This window comes from Fibrobacter sp. UWH9 (genome assembly GCF_900129715.1).
Classification (GTDB): Bacteria; Fibrobacterota; Fibrobacteria; order Fibrobacterales; family Fibrobacteraceae; genus Fibrobacter.
This window is the reverse complement of the sequence record NZ_FQWP01000007.1, coordinates 54,598-73,010: the sequence shown is the minus strand read 5'-3', so window position 1 is coordinate 73,010 and position 18,413 is coordinate 54,598. Positions and strand designations below refer to the sequence as shown.

Here is an 18,413-nt window from a genome sequence, read left to right as displayed (position 1 = left end):
TATGGATGGGGTTTGTCCATACTTTATAAAAAAAGAAGGGTCCGCCTTAACGACGGATCCCTCTTCAATGACTCGCTAGAGCAGCAATTAGTCAGCGATATGAATCTGCTGAACCTTCATGCCAGAAGACTGCTTGACCACAACCAGATAGTTGCCTGCAGTCAGGCCATTCAGCTGGATCTGAGTCATACCAGCTTCTGCCTTTACAGCGGGAACAACCACGCGGCCCTGCATATCCATCACAGACACGCGTGCGGCGTTAGTCAGCTGGACATAGGCGATCTTTTCAGAAACGCTGATCTTCATCTGCTGAGCCTGAGCCACTTCGGCAATGCCATCAACCGGACCCGGATCGACAATTTCAACAGCCTGGCCATCAGCGGACTTCAAGGCCAGATTAGAAATAGCCACCTGAGGTTCATCCCAGTTATTCAAGACAAGGGCCAGGTAAACACCACCAGACTGGGTAGCAGTGAATTCGCAGGTCTGAGTAACGGTCTGGCCGCCAACAAGCTTCTTCATGGCACCGCACAGCTGCTCAGTCATAGTTTCATCAGCATACACGGCGTAAGTCAGCCACAAGTTAGAACCTTCGGACTGGGTAGCGTCCCAACTCATGACATAAGCCTTGCCGGCTTCAACGCTTTCTACCTTTCGATAGACTTCGCGCTTGTCGCCCCTAATCAGCTTACCCATGTAAACGCCAGTGTTGGATTCGTCGGAAAGTTCCACAGAGGTAGAGTTCCAACCGTAAGCACCGGAGTTTTCGTAGTAGGTGGTAGTATCCTTACAGGCGTCTTCAGGAATAGTAAAGGTCTGAGGTTCAACCGGAGTTGCCTTGGCAAGGTTCTGCATGTTACCAGACATCAGCAAGCCGGTCAGCAAACGGAGGGAAGAATGGAAGTATCCCTGCTGCTGAGACATAAGAGCACCATAGTTGGTATTCAGAAGGTCCTTATACTTTTCGTCTACGATAAGAACGGAGCTCAAGGTACCAATAGAAGAACCATTGGCCTTGCAACCATTGGACTTACAAGGTTCACCATTCTGGTTAATCGTACCATCAGGCTTCATATTGATATAGAGCTGACCATTGTTCCTGGTGCTTACCCAGGCAGCCAACTTGGTAGAAAGTTCCTTTGCATCGGAGTGACCATACCAGGCATAACTCCAGGCCCAACGCCAAGGAGCGCGGACAGCATCATAGTCGTAACCGGCGAAGTTGTAGCCGTTATTACCGACAATGGGCTGGAAAGTGTTATTGTCTGCCCAACCAGAGGGAATACCCGTGCTAGCGTTCTGATTCTTCTTCAGCAAATTGTAGTTGGTAGTGATAGCGGATGCCCAGAAGCTGCTGTTACCGGTATCCACATCCTTGAACAATTCGTAAGCGGCAGGGCTAACATAGCTGGGGTTCTTGTACGGATCCCACTGGTCACCCAGCTTGTGCATACCATTGCTGGAGAATTCGCTCTTACGCATGTTGGCAACCAAGGTTGCTGCGTCAGACAAGTACTGGGAATTACCGAACTGGTAATAAGCCATGATCAAGGCCACAGCCACATCTTCTTCGGCATCAGTAGCACCACCGGTACCAATAGCGCCACCGAATCCCTGGATGTTCCAGTTCATGATGCCGTTACCGTTCATGTTCTTCTTGTAGTAATTCCAGAGCTTCTTGAATTGGCTTTCGTAGCTGGTCTGATTGTCACTGAAATACACGCACATGAGCATGCCGTAGCCAATACCTTCAGAGACAGTACGAGCCTTGTCATCGAACTTGATACGGGCGAGATCACCCTGTTCTTCGTAGTATTCCTTCAGGTAGGTGACAAACTGGTTCTTAAGCATGGTAGAAGCAGTCTGACCAGCGCAGTTCCAGACATCGGCAATAACACTGGTATGCGGATAGCCATGAGCCTGAGGATAGGGGAACTTTACAGCAGCGGAAGCAACCGTAGCTGCAGCAAGACCAATAAGAGCTAAACGTTTAATCATTACTTATTGCTCCAAGGAATAGTCTTCACCATGGAAGACTGTTTAACATTCACGAAATAGTTGCCGTGAGCGACTTCACCCAAATCCATCACGTTAGAGCCAGCAGATACGTACTTAACGACGTTCTTTACGGTACGTCCAGCCATATCAACAACCTGCACGGTAACAAAGCCAGAATGCTTTGCAGTCATCACAAGCTTATTGCCGTTCATACGAGCGTTCATGCTCACGTTAGCCATGGTCTTAGGAGTGATACCTTCAATCATGGACAGGTTGCCAGCACCGATATTGATCATGATTGTTTCGTCAATAGCTTCATAAGTTTCAGCTTCGGGGGCAACAGCGTGAATGGTAATGGTAGCATCGACGTTACCAGCCACCAGCATTTCACCGTCCTGAGTTGCATAACCTTCCGGAGTAATGGTATAGGTCACAGGAACCTTATGAGCTTCAACAGTAAACACCTGAGTCGTGGAACCCAATGCAACAGTCTGGTTCTTGAAATACTTGGTATTCAGGGAGTTCACATTCTTTGCATAGGTAAAGGTCACGGTAGTATCAAGAGCGCGATAACCGGGAACAGCAGCTGCAGTAGCGCGGATATGGGCAACACCGACACTCTTGAAGGAAGCGATCCAGACCTGCTGATTCTTGTAGGAATAGCAGTTTGCAGAAGTACAGGTCATCTTCTCAACAGAAACCACATCCGGATTGTCAGAGGTGTAAGTAATGGGGCTACCTTCGATAGTAACAGTTTCGTTCATCTTCTGCTGCATCTTGGAATCACCGGAGAAGTTCTGGCAACCGCTACCACTCAGACGGCAGGTCACATTGGGCTGGGTAAAGGTCTGGTTCGGCATAGCGGTAATGTTCACCACAGTCTGAGAACCGTCGTTACCAGTCATAATTGCCACACCGGCACCATGAATCTTGATGGAACCAGCTTCGATAGTAGCAACAGATTCATCGCTAGAAGTATAAGTACAGGAAGCGCTAGCCTTGCCTTCAATGGAAGTTTCCATTTCAGAAGCAGAAGCGTGAGCGAAGGCGCAAGCACCAGTGTGCTTACCGGCAGTAATAGAGTCTGCCCAGGTGCCTACTCTAGACTTAGAGGTAAGATAGTTCTTGACGATAGTGCCAGAAGTGGTGTAGCTAGCTTCATTCAAGGCAGCCTTGGAATTCAACACGGTGCTACCCTTGAACATGGCAGAAGCTTCAGGCTTATTGCCGACAGTTTCGTGACGCAGAGACCAGTTACAGTTGGAAATACCCTTACCATCCAGGTAGTCCAGCCATTCCTTAGAGCTGCCTTCGCTAATGCTACCGGCACCAGAAGCTTCGGTAGTACCCCATTCGGTAACAAACACGGCATTGTTGCTCAAGCAACCTTCAATGGCATTCTTGAAAGCCCCCAAGGTATGTGTTGCTGCGTAGAAATGGAACACGTAGCCTACGTTGGTCTGGTTAACGCCACCGCAGCTACCCATCTGGGAGTAGAAGGGGGTGCCCACCAGGGCCAGGTTCGGGGAGCCATTTGTACGGATGGCGCTGATAACGGTGTTTGCATAGGAAGCAATTTCACCCATGCCATCATTAACAGGTTCGTTGAACACTTCCCAGATGATATTGGGAACGTTGGCATACTTTGCAGCCATACGGCCAAAGAAATCCGTTGCCAAAGCCTGTTCGCTTCTTGCGCGATGGCTATGCCAGTCAACGATGATGTAGATATCGTTTTCAATGGCGACCTTCACCATGTTGTCCAGCTTAGCTTCCAAGCCAGACGGATTGCTCTTATAGGATGCGGCAACCTTTTCGTCGCTATTGTTACTGCAGTCGCTTTCCTTATAGCAATCAATTGCCATGGCAAAACGGAAAACATCGATGCCAAGCTTTTCGGCAGCCCAGCTGATCACTTCGGAATTGTAATAGGGGGAGCCGGTAGCATCGGACCAGAACAGGCTCATACCGCGGAGGGTCACCTGCTTTCCGCTGGAAATGCTAACAACCTTGCTACCACTGGTACCCAAAGCACCATAGGCAGAAACGGGACCGACACGGAGCGGCTTAGCTCCATCGTAGACTCCTGCAGCAAAGGAAACTGCGCAGGACAAAAGTAGTGTCGACAATAACTTTTTCATACTAAAAACTCTCCGGCTAAAATATTTACCATCCCAATAGTAAAGTTAATTTACTATGCCTAGTTTTATAACCCTTGAACTAGCTATTTTTTGTTTACATAGGTAGACAAAAAGCCCGCCAGAGGCGGGCCTGTGATATTCTGCACGTTTTAGACTACGTTTCGTTTACAATAGTTTACCACATTGACAGTCAACTACTTAACAAAACCGCCATTCAGCAACGTTGCAAACAAGTTCATCAAGATTTCCTTGAAGTAAGTACCAGTGTATCCCACCGGATTGTAGCCTGCCATTTCGTTGTTGAATCTAGCGTAGCAAGCATCCAGCCAGGGCTGATTTACACCCATACCCATCAAGCAGTAAGCACCGATAAAGTGGGTACCCTTAATAGAACTGGTAGAAAGTTCGCCAGTAAGATAGTTATAGGAGTAATCAGAAAGGGCGTTAGGATCGCCTGCAGTTGCAGTAGAGATGAAGGTAGACATCTTGGTCAAGATAGTCTGCGCTTCTGCACTCTGATTCCAGTAGTAATCCCAGGCAATACGCCAGGGAATACGCACAGATTCCTTATCGAACAGCATATAGGACTTGGCGGCAGATCCATTCTTCGGGTCAGTAGCTTCTGCGGCTGCGTTAGACCAATCCGGGAACAGAGGGATAGCGCCCTTATCCTGAACATCCATCATGTACTTGTAGTTTGCAGCCAGGATGTCCAACCACTTACCTTCGGGCTGAACGGCATCAAACAGGCGGATTGCAGCCGGGGAAAGGTAGCTCAGGTTATAGACGTCCTTGTTTGCCCAGGTGTCACCCGGACGGATCAACAGATTTTCGGGATTGATACCCTTGAGCTTAACGGCATCCAGCAAGACAAGAGCGTCAGCCAGATAGTATCCACCGCCCCACTTGCTTTCTGCAAGAATCAGAGAGGTAGCCACATCAAGGTCAGCATCCAGAGCGGCAGAGTTAGAAACGGTATTGCTGAAAGACTGCAGTTCCCAGGGCATCAAGCCAGCGGTATTGTAGTCACGGGCCACCACGTTGTAAGCCCACAGAGCGTTGTACAGGTCCTTATCGTTGTGAAGGACAGCGAGCAACATACCATAGCCGATACCTTCAGAAACGGTACAACCCAACTTACGACGGAGAGCCACCGTAAAGTTCACGCCATTCCAAGATTGCATATCGGTAAGTTCGCACTGTTCGCCCGTACCGCCATCCCAAATCACTCGGGCCGGATTCGGATGAGGGGCACCCATCTTGGCAGTCATAATATACTGTCCCTGGGAACCGGTGAACATTTCGTAGTTGAGGGTAGAACCACCGGCAACTTCATCATTAAGATAAATAATCCAGCGCTTTTTCCAAGTTTCGTAGAACGCGTCGGAAACTGCGGGAGATGCTCCTGCAGGCAGTGCGACAGTAGAAACAGCAGCTGCGGCAGAAGATGCGGGCTGTTCCGGAGAGGACTCGCCACCTTCATTGCCTCCAACGGGAGAGCTAGTGGGGTCCATAGAACCCTGAGAGTCAGAAGAAACAATAACAGACGGATCATCCGGATTGACAACAGGATCGGAACCGGCAGAGGAATCATCACCACAAGCATATAAAGCAAAAGCTATAGGCAATGCAAGGAAAGCTTTCGAAATATTCATGAGCACCTCATTTTTTGAGTAGTCCTAATATATAATAAAAAGGGGAATTCCGTCAAGCGAAATTCCCCTTTTCTAGAATCTTGTGAGTTAAATTACTTCACGAGGATCTTCTGGTTCATGACAGCGGACTTGCCAGCAGCGCGAACCATATAGACACCAGCCTGAACCTTGGAGAGGTCCATGGTCTTCACGGAGGAAGCGGTCATAACAACCTGACCCTGGAGGTTAACGATTTCAGCCTTAGCAACGGTCACACCGAAGGAGAGGGTGCGGCCAGCGAGGGTTGCCTTAACTGCGCTTGCAGCCTTAACAGTGTTGATAGCGGCGTCGCCGGAGCATACAGCAGCGCCAGAACCGTTGGACTTGCAAGTGAATGCAGGTTCAGCAGCAGCAGACTTTGCACCAGAGCAGGTACCCTTAGGACCGACTTCGAAAATACGGAGCTGACCCTGAGCGTCAGAAGCCTGACCATCCAGCTTGAACTTAACAGCGGTAGCTGCAGCGAAAGCGTCAGCGCAACCGCCCGGCAGCTTTTTATCTGCCCAAGTGGGCTGCTTGAAGTCTGCGATAGCCTTGTCAGCCTTGGTCGGAGTAGCAGCCTTGGTGAGGGTCACGCTACAAGAAGCGTCGCCTGCATCCGGAGTTGCAACTTCGAGAGTCACAGCGAGGTCAGAAGTATAGGTAGCGCAGAGACCACCAGCAGCGGTGATGTCCATCGGATCCTGGCTAGCACCAACAGTGTTGAAGCCGAAGCCAACGAAGTTGTACGGATATTCAGCGGTCTGACCGGTAGTGGTCGGGTCGACGAGAACGTACTTGATGGTTGCATAACCGAGGTTTTCAATCATCGGCTGAACGAGGGATTCGTACTGGTCAGCTTCGTACGGATAGATAGCGTAGGAACCACCCTTGTCGTTCTTACGGTCATCATAGTCGTACCAGTAACCCATAGTGGTTTCTTCGCAAACCTGGTATTCGTACATGCAATCTCCACCAGTGTTAACCTGCTGGTTGGTGCCATCGAACCAAATTTCGAGGTTAACGGCAGCGGATGCCATTGCAGCCATGGAAACTGCAGAAAGTGCAATAAGTTTCTTATTCATAGTATCTCTCTCTTTTTTTTCCCGACACCGGGAAGGGGTTTGGTTGAAATATATATACTTTTTTTTGGAATAGTATTTTTTTTAGTGTAAAAAAGCGTATGTTAGTATTTTTTTACACTACTTTTTCTTCTTCGGGGCGTAATTCACTTCCGGACGGAGAACCAGACCGGCAGTCACCATCAAAGACACGATGTTTTCGTCATGATCCTGACTAATATCGTACATGGCGACACCAGCCAAGCTTTCATCCTTAACCATCATGCTAATAGCCTTCACAGAAGGAATACCCATGAAGACAATGGTTTCAGAGTTGCTTACAGCCACTTCAGAGGAAGATTCTTCATCAAAGTTCACCTTGTAGTCCGGAGCTTCGAACTTCTTCATCAGTTCCTTATAGGCCAAGTAACCTTCGTTACCGCTACCTACACCCTGATGAGAAGACCCCAGGCCGCTTGCACCGGCAAAGGACTTACCATACATGGGAACAATGGGAACGATCTTGTCGCTGGAGACACCCTTGCCAGACAGAGCGCGAACAGCGGATTCCACGTCCTGCTTAGAAAGGTTGGGCTTGACGGATTCTGCAGATTCGTCCATCTGGTCGCCTACAGACAGTGTGACATAGTCAGCCTGGCTGATTGCATCGGAATAGGCATCCATGGTTGCAGCATAGGCCATCACGGAAACAGACTTGGAACCCAGCTTATCCTTGAGAGCGGAAACCAGCTTGCCAATGTCGGCGGCATCATCGCCAGTTGCATTGGTCCAGTCCAGTTCCACACCACCAAGATTATACTTTTCGACCCATTCCATAGCAGCATCGCAGAAAGCGGAAAGCTTGGAATCGTCACCGGCGATAGCCTTCAAATTGCCTTCGTTTTCGAAGCCACCGATGGATACCACCAGGGAAACGCCATTTTCAGAAGAAAGCTTGGCCAACTCTTCGAAGTTAGCGGCATCGCTTTCGTCTGCGTAGGCAATGCTACCGTCTTCAGCCGGAGCCAAAGAGGCATAATGGATATCTGTCACGAACTGGTAACGAACATCCTTCGGGAAGAACTGGCTATACTGAGCCCAGGACGGGTAGTATCCAACGACCTTAAAAGGAGCCGCAACGGCAGCAGCAACAAGAGAAGCTAAAGCGATAAAAGAAAGCTTTTTCATAAAAACCTCGCTACGGATTACCGATTAAATAAACTTCACCGTCAACTTCGGACTTGCAGTAAAGATCAGCGGAGAAATCCCAAACTTCACCAGTGTTGCCAACAGGTGCAGCATTGGGGCTCATGGCCTGAGTAGACGTCTTCTTCTTCTGGTAAATACTGTCTCTCGGAGCACGGTCTACATAATCCTTAACTTCTTTAGTCTCAATGGTGTAGATAGTATCCTTCGGAACGATAGAAGAATCGCCTTCCGCAAGATGCTTCTGATAGGAGGAAAGCAACATTGTGGTATCCTTGCCGTCAGCATCCACATAACTAATCTTAGTTGCGGAGTGAGTAGTATCGGCTCGTTCGGTTACGTTCCAAGTAGTGTCGTAAACCGTTACAGTGGTATCATAGCGGGTAACCGTAACGTCCAGCTGCTTGATGACAGCGTTATCGCCTGCACGGCAGAAACGGTAGGCACGACCTTCATAACGGCCAGCACGAATGTACTGATACTTGATCAAGTTGGAATCAACAGGAACAGACTTCAGGAAAGCCAGGTCTGCAGAAGCCTTGTTACCGTAAATGTGGTACGGATTCAAGGCCAGGCGGTACTGCATCGCGGTCTGACCGAAGATGTTGATGGAAGAGTCCGGATTGTACATACCGTTCAGGAATGCGGCAGAACCAGGCCAGTAACTTTCGCTAAGACCAGCATAGTTAAGGAAGATTTCCTTTACTGCGGTAGAATCATCAAAATAGGCAGTCCATTCGGCATCGTCGTTGAGGATGATACCGGAGACATAAGTCTTCTTGACCTGCTGTTCTGCCTTGGTCTTGGCAGAGGCGAGCTTTTGTTCATAGGTCTTATCGGAAGAGTCTGCCTCGATAGCAGCCTGAGTCAGCTGCTCGGTAATCAGATTACGAAGAACAGCATTGGAATCAGCCACGGCAGACAGGGCCTGATAGGTTCCCAGGTCCGGATTGACTCTTGCATATTCAGACACACTAAAATCAGAGGGCCAGTTTTCGGCGTCGCTATTGCTAATGCTATCTGCAGAGCAGGCAACCAAAGCGATTGCTGCAGCGAGGCCCATGCCATACTTAAACATCTTATTCATGATAACCTCCTAGAACAGAACCGTAATGTTACCGGCAATCAAGAGCTTGCTCAGGCTCAATTCGCTAGGCTGAGCAAAAGCGACTCCGTTTTCATCAACGGCAATGCCCGTGTAGTTAACAGTGTTGGTCAGGAGACCACCCTGGAGATCCAGGACCGCACCGGGGCCCAACTTAATCTGCAAGCCACCCATGGCCAGCATTTCATCAATGTCATTAACAATGACTGTTTCAGACAGAGGCAGACCGCTACCAAATTCCTTAGTCAGCATCTGCATGCCGCCGAGGATAGTGAAGGGGCCCCAAACGTCTGCGGTAAGGCCAGCAACAACGCGGGAAGTCTTACGCTTCAGGTAGTTGCTTTCTTCTGCGGATTCGAAGGATCCCTGCAGAATGAGTCGGCGGTTCAGACCGAGGAACGGAGCCACATTCAGGCCAAGACCTGCACCGATAGTGGTATAGTCGTTATCGACATCGCTGCTATGGCTATACTGAGAGAAACGACCATTAATGGTAATGGCATCGTTCCAAGCCACGTTAGCGTTCAGGGCGAAACCTACACGGTCGGGAGTTGCCAGACCCATGGGCATAGCCATGTTGACAGAAGGATCGACAAATTCAGAATAGCTAGCGTATTCCAACAGCTTGCTAGCAACAGCTTCGTAACCATTCTTGTAGAAGTGGCCCAGTCTGTAGTTGTTAGCCAGACGACCGAATGCATAGTAGGAGTCAACAGAGGAACCATTCAAGATCGGGGTTTCAGCGTCTTCAGACTTAGTCATCAAGTTCTGCTGCTGCAAAACGTTGACATTGTAAATGCTGAAGTACATGTTTTCAAGGCTACCGGAACGGAAGCGGCTGACCACATTAGCGTCGGCGCCAGAAATGTTAGCATCGCCATTCAGGATCGTTGCACCGCCAACATAGTAGGCAGAAGCAGCCTGTTCAGACCAGAACTTTTCGTCGTTCTTGACGATGGTTGCCTTAACATCAAAGTTAACACCAGCAATGTCACCGTTTACATAGGGAGACACATGCAGAGCCATGCCAGAAACGTTTTCAATTTCTTCGTCGCTCCAGTGCTTACCGAGAGTCATACCGTCGGCCACATAGAACTTAGTCTGGAAAACAGAGTCCTTGCCGTTGTCGTCAAGAGCCTTGCCGTTTTCATCGAACACGGGGTAATCGTAGCTCTCAACCTTATAGTTGTGGATGGTATCGAGAACCAGGGAGTCGCGGGACAAGGTCCACTTGGAGCCACCGATTTCAGCATCGATACCAGCGCGGATCTTACCGTCCATGATCATGTCCTTGGTGTCATAACCAATAACACCGGTGTAGACCATGTTGTCTTCGTAGTACAGGTTCTTGATAGCAGCATCTTCCTTGGAACGGGAAGACTTCTGACGGTCAAAGGTGTAGACGAAGTTACCACCGATGGTTGCGCCAAAGGCTTCAACGCCCAGGTTTGCGCCATAGAGGTAGCGGTCGCTCCAGTCAAAGTCGAAGAAGACTTCATCGGCCTTCTTGGCGATATTGCGGATACGGGCACCAGTCATCTGGACGTAAAGGTTGGACAGGGGGCCCATATCGAAGCTATTGTACTTGAAGTTCAAGCCCTGCAGCAAACGATTGGAAGAGGTATCCAAGTTGCGCAAAGCAAGAGCTTCCTGACGCTTGGCAAAGAAGATTTCCGGTTCCTGCAGAATTTCAGCCTGGGGCACGTAAATGGTGAGAGGAGTATAACCAACTCTCATGTAGCCAAGATTGAAGTCGACGTGCTTGTCGAGAATCTTGCCATCGTAGCTAAACCAGTGACCGATCACAGGGTTGATCGGTTCGTCGTAAGCGCTCTGCCAATCCTTGTGGAGACGGAGTTCTACTCGAGCTTCAGTTTCTGCACTGGGACGAGCGTTAACCTTGAGGTTTACGTCGGTGTAGGCCTGGTTTTCACGCTGGTCAGCTTCGTTGTAAAGCTGATCGGAACTCATGGTGGAAGAAAGAACCCCACCCTTAGCCGTACCGCCAATGCGAAGACCCAAGACTGAAGAATTCATAGAATCAAGAGTATTGAGGAGGCTCTGCTGACGTTCGACCAAGGTCGAATCTGCAGCGGCAGCGTATACTGCGGCTCCGCAAAGAAGAAGCGAGATTCTGGAAGTCATCTTAAACATATCCTTATTCATTTTCATCTTGCGCCTCCCTTAGAAATTCACGTTCAAGATGGCCTGAACAACAGCCTGGGAGAATTTATGAGTGTATTCGGCAAGGTTCTGGGTATTGCCATCGACATCTGTAACCGTTACATCGGCATAGTTAGGCACATTGGATCCAGCACCTTCTGTGGTATTATATGTGTTTTCAACATTAATCATACCATAGTTCAGCTCGAGATAGACACCTTCTGCGACAGTGTAGTCGAGACCCACCATCCACTGCATCTGCTTACCCTTCAGCAACGGAGTCTCGTAACCCGGAGCAACGTTGAGTATCGGACTAGAAGATACAGCATCAAATGTGGTGTTAATCATCTGGAGACCAGCGTTAATACCGAGACGCGGCATGTACTGAACGTAGAGGCCTGCGTTGATGAAGTCCATGCTCAGTTCACCCTTGTCAGCGAAATAGGGCTTGAATTCATCAGTGAGTTCCTGAGTCTTTACAGCATGCTTGTAGCTGCCGGACAGTTCAAGAGGCAGAGAGAAGCCAAGCATCTTGAACACATCCACCTTAAGACCTGCACCGAATTCCTGGAATTCAGCTTCCTTCATGAAGACGTTGTCGCTCTTCTTCTGCTTCAGCATAGAGAAGATGGCGTTTGCTTCGGCGAAATCCTGGAAGCCAAACTTCATGTCGATGTTGAAACCACTGCGGTTCGGAGTAGCAAAGCCATTGGGCAAGCTCATCTGAACAGACTTATCGAGCATGAAGCTCATCAAAGCCAATTCCCTGCGGGTGTAAACAGAAGTGCTATAGGCATTTCTCTGGATCGGAGCGATGTTGTAGCTGTTGGTCTGACCCTTAATGGTCGGGTCATCGGTATTAGCCAACTGGGTTCCCACCGGAGTAAACTTCGGATCGTAGTAGTACAGAGAACTGAAGGTGGAATAGAGCGGAGAGTTAACACCGTAGCGGCTAACGTTACCGTCCTTATCGGAGTTCAGAGTACGGGTAGCGAAGAACTGCGGAGACTGAGCAAGGTTGTTGAACCAGTTGCTGTCATTCATCACGTAGTTAGCTGCCAACTGGATGTCCAGACCGACAGGGAGCTTGTAACCAGCATTGAAGGAAATATTCAATGCAGAACCGTTGTCATCTTCGGTAACTTCGTTATAGGCGACTACATTGCCGAATTCATCGAAAGCAGGCTCAAAGTGGCGCTGTTCATCGCTGGACATGGCGTATTCACCCATCACATCCAAGGTCAGGCTCTTGTTGCCGAGAATGCCAGCAATGTCGGCACCGGCGCGAGCAGAAATGATCGAGGTGTTCTGCGGATCAGTTTCATACGGGTTGATGGGCTGATACACAGTATAGCCACCATCTTCGAAAGTACTGGGGTTAAGAATCGGGCCTTCCAATTCACCAGTTTCGGTGTTGTAATAGCTCAGCTGACCATTGTAGATGACTTCCTGATACTGAGTACGGTAGGTATTGGTGAAGCTTGCGCTATCATCAAAGACCAACATACCAGTAAAGCCGAGGAAGACGTTCTTGTCTACAGGCAGGTATTCGACGTTTGCACTAAGCAACCACTTATCCATATTGGATGCCATGGAGGAACCCGGATAAATAGCACCGTCATTCAGCAAGCTGTTATAGCCGTTAGCAAGAAGGTTGCCGTTGGAACCGGAGAAGTCCAGGAGCTGGACGCGGCGAACGCGGGCAAAAATACCTTCTGCACGGATTTCACCAGCCATGCCACCGAAATCGTGGCGGAACTGGAGGTTCACACCCTGCAGGTTGCGCTGGTTCCCAACGATCATGGCTTCTTGCATAGCCATTTCACGGGCGCGAGCAAAGATCAGCGGTTCATAGAGAATGCCATCAAGACCGGTGGGGGCGAAAAGGGTCAGGGGGCTGTACTGCTGACGGAAGTCACCGACAATCCAATACAGGTCCTTACCGACATTGCCTTCCATATTCAGCCAGTTTGCAGTCAGGGACTTTGCGGAAGTAGCAAAGTAGTTCTGCATGCCTGCTTCCATACGGAGTGTTGCGTTAAAGCGGACAGCTTCGTAAGGACGGAAGTGGAAATCCAAGTCTGCAGAAACAAACTGGGATCTTTCGGTGTTGGGCATCTTGTTGAGCTTGCTGTCTTCCTGGTCAGAAGACATGTAAGCGTTATTGAGCACGCCAGTAATGCGGCCACCAACTTCAAAACCGCGCTTGGAAGAAAGGGAATCTTCCTTAGCCTGGAGCTGTCGATCCAGTTCAGCTTCGGACACTGCAGAAGCGACAGAGGCGGCAGAAGCTACAAAAAGCAGGGATACTAAAACTTTATGCATCATAGTTATACCTTAATCCCCTTAGAACCAGACCTTGGTTTCAGCCGTAATGAAGTGGCCGGTCCAGTCGTTTTCTGAAATGTAATTGTCTGTATGAGTTGCATACTTGTAACGGAGGTGGAGACCTGCGCGAGGAGAGAAGTCCCAGTCGACGCCAAGACCGATTGCAGTCTGGTAGTAGTCCACAGGAGCCTTCTTATAGGTAGCCTGGCTAGTCGGGATCAGGAGACCGTACGGGCCGCTAGCATTGGTAACCTTAGAGGAAACTGACACATCTTCTACCTGGTAGCCGTATTCAGACTTCCAGTTTTCAAAGCCGAGGTGACCAACCAAGTGGATAGTCGGAGTCAGGGCAAAGGTAGGTTCGAACAAGCCGTAGAAGCTCCACAGAAGCATGTCGCTCTGAGATTCGCTATAGGCGATAGGAGCGAAAGTCTTGGACACACCGGAAATGGAAGCGTAGCCGCTCATCATCAGGTTGCGATCGGTACCGAACCAGTGGCCAATGTCATAACCACCGTCGATGGAGAGGTAGGAAGACCACTTGATATGAGACGGAACTTCTTCCTTCTTCATCTGGTCAGCATTTTCGTAAGCTACGAAAGATTCCCACAGTTCCCAGGTACCACCATAGAGACCGCCACGCTGGCGTTCCATCTTACGCTGGTTGGTGAGAACACCTGCACGGTTGTAGTAACCATTCTTTGCAATTGCGTTACCGGAGTCAGCCCAGAACAAGGCGTTAAACTTGGTCCAGGAGTTGGTGCTTTCCCACATGTTACGGCCATTCAGGCGGTAGTTGAAGAGGATGACGTCATCACCGGCTTCAATCTGGCGATGCTGGGCGTACTGAACACCGAGGCGGCCACGGTTGAATTCCGGTTCGAACTTGAAGTTAAGACCAGCCATGTTGGGGCCATAACGCATAGCACCACCATTCAGGTAGAATTCGTCCTTGCGCCAGCTGCGGAGACGAGACGGATCGGTAATGCCGTAGGGAGAGAAGAAATCCTTTCCGAAGTAGACGGCTTCAACAGTAGTGGGCAGCCAATCAAGATGCTTGTCCTGAATCTTGACATAAACACCTAGAGACGGAGCGGAAACACTGGAAGTCGTTGCATCGCGAGTGTAAGCTCTCTTGCTAGTGGTGTCCACATCCTGGAAGGTAGTGGAATCATCCCAGCTAATGGCCACATCAGCCATCAAGTAGAACTTGGGAACGATGTTACCCTTGATGTCCAAGGAAACGATCTGATTGTTTTCAAAGTGCGGGTCACCTTCAAAGGCGTTCTTTGTCCAGGGGCCGGCAAATTCGTCTTCGTCAATAAGACCTTCATCGTAGAAGACACCCAGGTAGTTGGCACCGAGAGTCATACCGTCGAAGAGCTTGTTCTTTGCCAGACGGCCGTGAATCACGTCGCCACGGAAGTCGTAGTTACCGGACATTTCCAGTTCGCTGGGCTGACCACCGTAGAGGCGGAGACCGTCACGAGTACCGGCGTCCATATCCTTGGGCTGAGAAATCATGGCCTGTGCGGTCATGCCAAAGGGCATGTTGTACACGTTCATGAACACGCCACCGAAAGAACGGTTGGTCCAGAATGCACGACCACCTTCCTTGACGGGCTTAAAGGACTTTTCCTTATAGTAGGTGCTGACAGTCTTTTCTTCTTCGAAGGTTTCGTACTGCCATGCAAAGCGGGGCATGGTTTCGCGTTCCCACATGGTAAGGGGAGATGCGCAAGCCCAGATAACACCACCTGCGGTCACGTAGGCGCCAAACACAGAAGAACGAATATCGATACCGAAGTTCATTTCTTCTTCAACGCCAGCTGCAGCGTAGTCGGTGTTGTGGTCAAACATCACACGAGTCCAGTTGTAGCTGGGATTGTTGTTGGGTTTTTCGGCCATATAGTTTGTATACAAACCGGTCAAGTCGAAGGGGAAAGTCATATTGGTCCACAAGGTCATATAGGAGTTGGGCATCAACACCATATTCATCTTGAGGGTAGCGTCAACAGCGGTACGAGCCTTGTCGTCGCCGTACACCGGAGCGATTTCGGTGTAGTCGAAATTCTTGACGCGGAAGGCCATGTAACCGGAGACAGCCAGCGGAACATCGTCCTTACCCATGAGGGTAGATTCCATGTCGTTGGCCAGGGTATCCAGGTTTTCCTGGATGGCGGCAACGCGCTGTTCGGCGGTCAGGTCCTTAGGAATATAGACCTTGGCTTCGGGAGCAACCTTTGCGGGAGCCTTTTCAACATTGGCACCGCCGAGAGGCTGAACTTCTTCGGCAGCGGCCACTTCTTCGGCAGGAGCGGCAGGTTCAACCTCAGTAGCCGGTTCGGCTTCGGAAGCATAAGAATCGGAGCCATAGGTATCAGAAGAGTATGCATCGTAGAAAGATTCGTTGGAAGAGCTTTCTTCAGAAACGCTTTCTTCTGCGGGAGCTTCTACAGCGGAAGCTTCGGAACCGTAATCGGAATAATCATCCTCTTGAGCAAGAGCAAGAGAGGAGCAAAGCAGGGTTGTTGCTAATAGAGATAATTTGCGCATATAATCCTAGTCCTCTTAGATCTCATTGCGGAACGGATAGTAGGCAGGACCCTCGTAAGCCTTGCCATGCTTCTTAATAACAATATCGTCCATCCAGACCTTGAAGGATTCGTTTTCGTCCTTACGAACTTCGAGGCGGAAGCCCTTGAAATTAGACCAGTTGAAGGGGAGCATCACTTCGCGAGTATTCTTGGCATCCCAGTACACACCAGTGGTACCGAAAAGCTTCAGAGGAATGCTAAAGCGGGTCCATTCGGTGGTAATTTCACCGAGACCCTTGGAACGGAGCTTGACCTGCAGGGATTCACCGTTACTCTTAACGCCATCATCCACAAGCACGAACAGAGCGTTTTCACCACCCTGGGCACCCTTGATCCAGAACTCCAGGACGCCGTCTTCCAGGTACGGAGCCAGGTCTACGGAACCGGCAATACAGATTGCGATACCGGAGTAGTCGCTAGCGATCAATTCCATTTCCATGGAAAGAGCGCCTTCCATGGCGTACTTATCCGTGAGGACCGGTTCGGGGTTTTCACGGGGATACTGGTAGGTATATCCACCACCACGGGGAATTGCTTCACGCATGATGACGGTTACAACATCCTTATCCGGGCGGAAGGACTTGCCTTCTTTAAGGACAAAACGACCAGCATCGCGATCGCGATAGCTGCTAAAGGAAGCCGCATCAGCTAGGGAAACGGCAAGAAGCATGCCCAAGGCACACTTCAGTAACGACGAGATTCTCATATATTTCATATCCTAAGGAGTCTCCAAAAACGGACGGTGCTCAAATATAATCAAATTTGAATACAAGCCCAAAAATAACATTTTTATATGCACTACGAATACCAGTTTCTCAAAAAAACATGTTTTCCGATGTAAACAAAAAAAACATTTTATCAATATGACCCTCAACGAATTAAATTTATGTTTACAATACCGACTTTTACACTACGGGAAAGGTTTTATGAAACGAATTCTGTCCACTCTCGCCATTGTATCTTCTGCCCTAATTTGGCAGGCTTGTTCCGACGATCCGTCCAGTTCCAGCGAGGAACCGGGCTCCTCCGCGTCTGCACTTCCCACCAGTAGCGCAGGCATCGATGAGGACGAACCCACAGGTCAGTCCTCGCTTCCGGATTACAGCCGCGCCATCGCCGTCAACAAGATGCTGGGACACGGCATCAACTTCGGTAACTCCTGGGATTCCGGCATCGATCCCCAGAAAAAGTGCGAAGAAGGCAAGGAAAACGACTGGTGCTACACAGAAGGCAAGGTCTACGACTACCTGGACGAAAAGTGGAACAACCCCATTGATGACGAATGGTTCAAGATTGCCAAGGACGCAGGTTTCCAGTCTATCCGTCTGCCGGTTCGTTGGAACCAGACCGCCCTGCAGGAACCTCCCTACACTATCCAGGCGGAACGCGTAGCCGGTGTGAAGCACCATATTGACGTGGCCAACAGCCTCGGCATGCCCGTGGTCATCAACCAGCACCACTTTAACGAACTTTATGAAAACCCCGACAAGTACTTGCCGCAGTTCTACGCCATCTGGGAACAGATTGCCGAAGAATTCAAGGATTACAGCAACGACTCCCTGGTTTTCGAAGTCCTGAACGAATCTCGCGGAAAGTCGGATAAAATCCTGGCCCAGATGACTGACAGCGCCATCAAGATCATCCGCAAGACCAATCCGGGCAGAACCATCATGATTGACCCGGGTAACTACGGTAAGTTCGATCTGATGGGCGATTTCGCCGATATCAAGGACAGCAACATCATTATCGACGGTCACTACTATGAACCTTATAGCTACAGCCACCAGGGACACAACGGCGCATGCGGCTCCCTCTGGAAGCCCATCGACCAGACCGCAGCTCTCTCCATCGTCGCCGACTTGAAGAATTACGTCCAGCTGGCAAAGAAAACCTTCCCCGGCAAGAACGGAACCTACGCCCCCCTGTACATCGGTGAATTTGGCGCCTCTTCCGCCTGCGAAGCCGAAGGCGTAGACGACGAAAACAGATCCTATTACATCAAGGCTATCGTGGAAGTCGCCAACCAGCTGGGCTATACCTGGGCCATCTGGGGCTTTACCGGAGTTCAGTTCGACATCTACGACAAGGGTGCCGGCGAATGGTACCCCAAGATTCTGGAAGTTCTTCAGAAGAATATGTAA

General features: G+C 49.8%; 11 protein-coding genes. 1 reads left to right on the top strand and 10 read right to left on the bottom strand.

Annotated features, from left to right (window positions below; genetic code table 11):
• Positions 1–87: 87 nt before the first annotated feature.
• The 10 genes from BUB94_RS08015 to BUB94_RS07970 form a co-directional block, all read right to left on the bottom strand.
• Entirely contained in the window at positions 88–1,998 is a 1,911-nt protein-coding gene (locus BUB94_RS08015; RefSeq protein ID WP_073235793.1) for a glycosyl hydrolase family 8, read from the bottom strand.
• Positions 1,998–4,139, bottom strand: coding sequence for a cellulase family glycosylhydrolase (locus BUB94_RS08010; RefSeq protein WP_073159060.1), 2,142 nt, complete (start codon positions 4,137–4,139; stop codon positions 1,998–2,000). The genes BUB94_RS08015 and BUB94_RS08010 overlap by 1 nt, the downstream gene beginning before the upstream one ends.
• A gap of 194 nt (positions 4,140–4,333) precedes the next feature.
• A complete protein-coding gene (locus BUB94_RS08005) occupies positions 4,334–5,794 on the bottom strand; it encodes a glycosyl hydrolase family 8 (RefSeq protein WP_073159062.1) in 1,461 nt (486 codons plus the stop codon).
• A gap of 92 nt (positions 5,795–5,886) precedes the next feature.
• The gene (locus tag BUB94_RS08000; protein WP_073159065.1) at positions 5,887–6,897 is read right to left on the bottom strand and encodes a T9SS type A sorting domain-containing protein; all 1,011 of its coding nucleotides are present in this window, start codon (positions 6,895–6,897) and stop codon (positions 5,887–5,889) included.
• 117 nt (positions 6,898–7,014) lie between these two features.
• Positions 7,015–8,061, bottom strand: coding sequence for a glycoside hydrolase family 18 protein (locus tag BUB94_RS07995; RefSeq protein WP_073235790.1), 1,047 nt, complete (start codon positions 8,059–8,061; stop codon positions 7,015–7,017).
• A gap of 10 nt (positions 8,062–8,071) precedes the next feature.
• A complete protein-coding gene (locus BUB94_RS07990) occupies positions 8,072–9,166 on the bottom strand; it encodes a hypothetical protein (RefSeq protein WP_073235787.1) in 1,095 nt (364 codons plus the stop codon).
• Positions 9,167–9,175: 9 nt separating this feature from the next.
• Positions 9,176–11,356 (bottom strand): hypothetical protein, encoded by a 2,181-nt coding sequence (locus tag BUB94_RS07985; RefSeq protein WP_073159071.1) that lies wholly within the window; start codon positions 11,354–11,356, stop codon positions 9,176–9,178.
• Between the two features lie 12 nt (positions 11,357–11,368).
• Positions 11,369–13,675, bottom strand: a complete 2,307-nt coding sequence (locus BUB94_RS07980) for a hypothetical protein (RefSeq protein WP_083538177.1) — start codon at positions 13,673–13,675, stop codon at positions 11,369–11,371.
• Positions 13,676–13,693: 18 nt separating this feature from the next.
• Positions 13,694–16,231 (bottom strand): hypothetical protein, encoded by a 2,538-nt coding sequence (locus BUB94_RS07975; protein WP_073235785.1) that lies wholly within the window; start codon positions 16,229–16,231, stop codon positions 13,694–13,696.
• Between the two features lie 15 nt (positions 16,232–16,246).
• Positions 16,247–16,987, bottom strand: a complete 741-nt coding sequence (locus tag BUB94_RS07970) for a sugar-binding protein (protein WP_249269351.1) — start codon at positions 16,985–16,987, stop codon at positions 16,247–16,249.
• A gap of 211 nt (positions 16,988–17,198) precedes the next feature.
• Here BUB94_RS07970 and BUB94_RS07965 point away from each other — a divergent pair, with 211 nt between their 5' ends.
• On the top strand, positions 17,199–18,413 hold the full coding sequence (locus BUB94_RS07965) for a glycoside hydrolase family 5 protein (RefSeq protein WP_073235782.1): 1,215 nt from the start codon (positions 17,199–17,201) through the stop codon (positions 18,411–18,413).

Coding starts and splice junctions, on each gene's coding strand:
- BUB94_RS07995 (WP_073235790.1), bottom strand. CDS start 8,061: ATGAAAAAGCTTTCTTTTATCGCTTTAGCTTCTCTTGTTGCTGCTGCC.
- BUB94_RS07980 (WP_083538177.1), bottom strand. CDS start 13,675: ATGATGCATAAAGTTTTAGTATCCCTGCTTTTTGTAGCTTCTGCCGCC.
- BUB94_RS07970 (WP_249269351.1), bottom strand. CDS start 16,987: ATGAAATATATGAGAATCTCGTCGTTACTGAAGTGTGCCTTGGGCATG.
- BUB94_RS08015 (WP_073235793.1), bottom strand. CDS start 1,998: ATGATTAAACGTTTAGCTCTTATTGGTCTTGCTGCAGCTACGGTTGCT.
- BUB94_RS07975 (WP_073235785.1), bottom strand. CDS start 16,231: ATGCGCAAATTATCTCTATTAGCAACAACCCTGCTTTGCTCCTCTCTT.
- BUB94_RS07990 (WP_073235787.1), bottom strand. CDS start 9,166: ATGAATAAGATGTTTAAGTATGGCATGGGCCTCGCTGCAGCAATCGCT.
- BUB94_RS08000 (WP_073159065.1), bottom strand. CDS start 6,897: ATGAATAAGAAACTTATTGCACTTTCTGCAGTTTCCATGGCTGCAATG.
- BUB94_RS07965 (WP_073235782.1), top strand. CDS start 17,199: ATGAAACGAATTCTGTCCACTCTCGCCATTGTATCTTCTGCCCTAATT.
- BUB94_RS08010 (WP_073159060.1), bottom strand. CDS start 4,139: ATGAAAAAGTTATTGTCGACACTACTTTTGTCCTGCGCAGTTTCCTTT.
- BUB94_RS07985 (WP_073159071.1), bottom strand. CDS start 11,356: ATGAAAATGAATAAGGATATGTTTAAGATGACTTCCAGAATCTCGCTT.
- BUB94_RS08005 (WP_073159062.1), bottom strand. CDS start 5,794: ATGAATATTTCGAAAGCTTTCCTTGCATTGCCTATAGCTTTTGCTTTA.